General features: G+C 38.5%; 4 protein-coding genes and 1 pseudogene. 2 read left to right on the top strand and 3 right to left on the bottom strand.

Features of this window, described 5'->3' with window-relative positions; genetic code table 11:
• Nucleotides 1–775 precede the first annotated feature (775 nt).
• Both ACKTSF_RS14265 and ACKTSF_RS14260 read left to right on the top strand, forming a co-directional pair.
• Nucleotides 776–1,588, top strand: coding sequence for a ParA family protein (locus ACKTSF_RS14265; protein WP_024855822.1), 813 nt, complete (start codon nt 776–778; stop codon nt 1,586–1,588).
• A gap of 3 nt (nt 1,589–1,591) precedes the next feature.
• Nucleotides 1,592–1,948: a hypothetical protein gene (locus ACKTSF_RS14260; RefSeq protein WP_042749375.1), complete on the top strand. Its 357-nt coding sequence runs from the start codon at nt 1,592–1,594 to the stop codon at nt 1,946–1,948.
• Nucleotides 1,949–2,315: 367 nt separating this feature from the next.
• Here the strand turns inward: ACKTSF_RS14260 and ACKTSF_RS14255 are convergent, their stop codons facing one another.
• From ACKTSF_RS14255 to ACKTSF_RS14245, 3 genes and pseudogenes are all read right to left on the bottom strand, one after another.
• The gene (locus tag ACKTSF_RS14255; RefSeq protein ID WP_042749376.1) at nt 2,316–2,573 is read right to left on the bottom strand and encodes a hypothetical protein; all 258 of its coding nucleotides are present in this window, start codon (nt 2,571–2,573) and stop codon (nt 2,316–2,318) included.
• Nucleotides 2,573–3,277, bottom strand: coding sequence for a GH25 family lysozyme (locus tag ACKTSF_RS14250; protein WP_373875086.1), 705 nt, complete (start codon nt 3,275–3,277; stop codon nt 2,573–2,575). Before ACKTSF_RS14250 ends, ACKTSF_RS14255 begins: the two co-directional genes overlap by 1 nt.
• A 207-nt stretch (nt 3,278–3,484) precedes the next feature.
• Nucleotides 3,485–3,597 (bottom strand): annotated as a pseudogene (locus ACKTSF_RS14245) (IS30 family transposase); the annotation flags it as partial.

Genomic DNA, 3,597 nt, shown 5'->3' with positions numbered 1-3,597 from the left:
CTGAACCAGAGTACAATTCTACTACTAAAAGTTTCCCCTTAGTTCGTCGGTCGTTAACGCCCGTCGCTTGTCTGTACAATTGCGGTATTGCTACCACCACTCATTATAAACCTACGTTTTCGGTTTAACCTACTAAAAAACGCCCTAGTAGGCGTTGACAATACGTATTTATTTTTGTTCGATTGCCAACTAATCAGTGGCACCAAGCCGAAGCTTCGTTTTACCACCCGCGCCGTTAATGGTCGCGCTCACCATTCACCACCCAGCCGTACAGATGACCTTGTTGTGGTATAGCCAGACTTATTGAAGTCGCACTGGCAAACGTGTCCCCTTGGATTTAGACCCCAGCTTGTCCCCTAGGGCTTTAAAAATCGCACCGGCCATGATATAATAGTCATTAAACTAGATGACTTTTATGTGGCGCTCACCGATGCCAGTCGGTGGGTGTTTTTTATGTTCTATTTTATGACTAAATAATATCTTAATAGCAAGAATAAGTAAAGGCGCTTTTTACATAGTTCTATAGAACCATGTAATCTATAATTCTATAAATCTATAGTTCTATAAATCTATAGATGTTCATTTCTATAGTTCTATAAATCTATAGTTCTATAGAGCTGCTATGTCGGTAATATTCGCTATTTATTAGATCTATAGAACTATAGATCTATAGTTCTATAGATATTAATTTCTATAGTTCTATAGATTTGAAGAAAATGTTCTATAGAATTTTATTTTTTTGTGCTATAATTTTTCCCAAAAGGATGTGTCTATGTTGACCACAACTATTACAACCGGGAATTTTAAAGGTGGAGTTGGAAAAACAACTAATGCTGTTATGATTGCTTACACCTTATCCAATAGAGGGAAAAAATCCTTAATAGTAGATCTTGATCCACAAGCTAATGCTACAGACTTGCTGTTTACAACAATGAGCCAAGTATATGGAACTAAACCTGATTTTAGCGAAACGCTTGAAGTTGCTTTAAAAAAAGGTAGTTTAGAAAATGCAATTGTTCATGTAAATGATAACTTAGATTTACTTCCTTCGGATGATGATTTACAGAACTATGATAAATTTCTGAGTTCTTCGTTTCCTGATGACTACACACAAGATCATTATTTCTCTAAACTATTATCAAAAATTTCAAGTAAATATGATTTTGTAATATTAGACGTTCCCCCACAATTAAACAAATTTACTGATTCCGCTTTGGTTGCAAGTGATTACGTTATTGTTATTTTGCAAACCCAAGAGCGCTCATTGCGAGGGGCAGAAACATACGTTAAGCACTTATTGCAAATCAAAGACGATTACTCTCTCGACATTGATTTGTTAGGCGTTTTACCTGTCTTACAACAAAACGGAAATGATTTAGATTTAGACGTTATCGAAGATGCAACTACAAGCTTCGGCAATGCAAACATGTTTAAACAAAAGGTGCGTCAGATGGCTAGATTAAAACGATTTGATCGCACTGGTATAACAAATAATGCTAGCCATGACATAAACGACAGAAGGGTTCACCATCTTTATGATTTGGTTGTAGATGAATTATTAGAACGTTTAAAATTGATTAGAGGTTAAAAAATGACTGCTAACGATAAAATGGGATTAGGTGCTTTTGGAGAAACTAGAAAGAATAAAACCACACGCCCCCAGAAAATTGAGCCACAAAAATTTGAAGAACAACACAGAAGCATGCCAAATGACCAAGTACTAATTAAGCCAAAACGTAGATTGACAGCAAAAGATACTCCCAAGTCTGTCCAGGCACAATTAGACACTCATATGGCCATAAAGCAAATAGCTACCATTGAAAATAAGCGAAACTATGAGGTTCTCAACGAAATCGTTGAAAGCTATGTTCGGAATATGCCAAGCCAAAGCAAAAAATTGGTAATAGATAGTGTTAGAGCTGTTCAACAAAATATGCGCGATTTTTAAATATCTATAGATCTATAGTTCTATAGAATGGACATCTTGTATAACTGCCAAATTAACGAATAACACCACGCCCTCAGACAACACGTTCAGCTTTTAGACGTATACTTGTCCGTTTAAATGAAGCAGAATGCACACAAAAAAGCCCTCTATTCCGCATAATAGAGGGCTTTTCTGAAATCAGTACATACAGGCTTTGCTTAGGAGCATTGCTTGTGTCCATTTAGGACATACACAATCATATAACAATCAATCAATGCTGTCACTTAACTTACTCAAAAAAGCCACCCACCTCGTGATGAGATGAGTGGCTTTTTGGTTGTGTCAACTTTGAAGGATTAAATTAATTCTAGCACTATTTACTTTTCAGTTAACGTACATCATCTTCAACATTGTCTAAGCGTTCGTTGATAACTTTATGCTCGCTTCTGCTAGTGATTAAATCTTCACGCAGCGTATTTTGCGAATTAAACAGCCGTTCAATTCGCTGGCTGCTATCCTTCATACTTTGAGCAATGTCTTGCAGCCGATCTGTGAAGGGCTTCATGACAACCATCAAAACTGCATAGATACCCGCGACTACAGCCAAAGCTAACGTGATTAATTCAATCCAACGATCAAAGGTCATTACTTACCACCCGACTTTCTGACCAGCTTCACGTAGTCCTTATTAGCAGAGATGTAACCAACATCAGTCTTAATCCGGTACACCTTGCCATATTTAACAGCCTTACCATAGATTGTTCTTCCCTTTGAGAAGTGAATACGGCGCTTATTAGCCTTGTCTAGGGCTGGCTTACCATACACGTTAACCTCACTGGTAATCACTTCATACAAGCCATTATCAGCCCAGTATGAGGCTTTCTTAGGCGTTGCCTTGGTAACCTTACCAGACAGCTTACCATCGAAATCATAACTGCAATCCACTCCGTGCCAGTTGTCGGTATATTGCCAAGCGTTGGCATTAGCTACCCCCGGTTGACTGACACCATAAGCCGCCACCCAGATTGCCTTATCTACTAACTGGGACCGATTAATCCGGCCAGCATTGAACCAGCTACCTGAGCCGTACGTAATCACATTCTTATACCCGTGACTAATCAGGTATTTCAGGAACACGTTAACTTGGCCAGTAGTTGCCCAGGTTAATCCCGGCGCTTCTACATCAATGGCTAATACCGTGGACTTATCTAATCCCATCTTCTTAACCCATGATAGAAAGTATTGAGCTTCAGCCGTTCCCCGACCATGAAATTCATCACGAGTACCGAACACCTGAATGTTTGTGTCTGTAATTCCCAGTAATTTAAGTGTATTAGCTAGTTGAGACATCTATTCCTACCCCGCTTATCTTGAGTTTCGTCGCTTAAAGCATAGCACTAGGGAGGCTTAGATGCCTTTTTTTGTTATCAAAAAGGGCCTAGTACTTTTGGAATGGAAATACTTTCCAACATCAAAAATTCTAGACCCGAATAAAAATGGTCTGATCTCAGTAAAGTACTGAGATCAGACCATTAATTAAAACGGCAAATTACAAGTTTAATCCGAACAAGCCCGGAATCTTTCAATGGCAGTCTGTTGATGATGTATTTTTAATGGTCGTTGATTAATTAGTTCAAGTGCTGCTAGGATCTCATCAGTCGTTACTTGGC

This window comes from Levilactobacillus muriae (assembly GCF_045862015.1).
Classification (GTDB): Bacteria; Bacillota; Bacilli; order Lactobacillales; family Lactobacillaceae; genus Levilactobacillus; species Levilactobacillus muriae.
The sequence above is the reverse complement of the archived record's forward strand: the minus strand, read 5'-3'. Positions and strand labels throughout refer to the sequence as shown.

What these genes read in the sequence shown, in the direction of transcription:
- ACKTSF_RS14250 (WP_373875086.1), bottom strand. Translation starts at nt 3,277, where the DNA reads ATGTCTCAACTAGCTAATACACTTAAATTACTGGGAATTACAGACACA.
- ACKTSF_RS14260 (WP_042749375.1), top strand. Translation starts at nt 1,592, where the DNA reads ATGACTGCTAACGATAAAATGGGATTAGGTGCTTTTGGAGAAACTAGA.
- ACKTSF_RS14255 (WP_042749376.1), bottom strand. Translation starts at nt 2,573, where the DNA reads ATGACCTTTGATCGTTGGATTGAATTAATCACGTTAGCTTTGGCTGTA.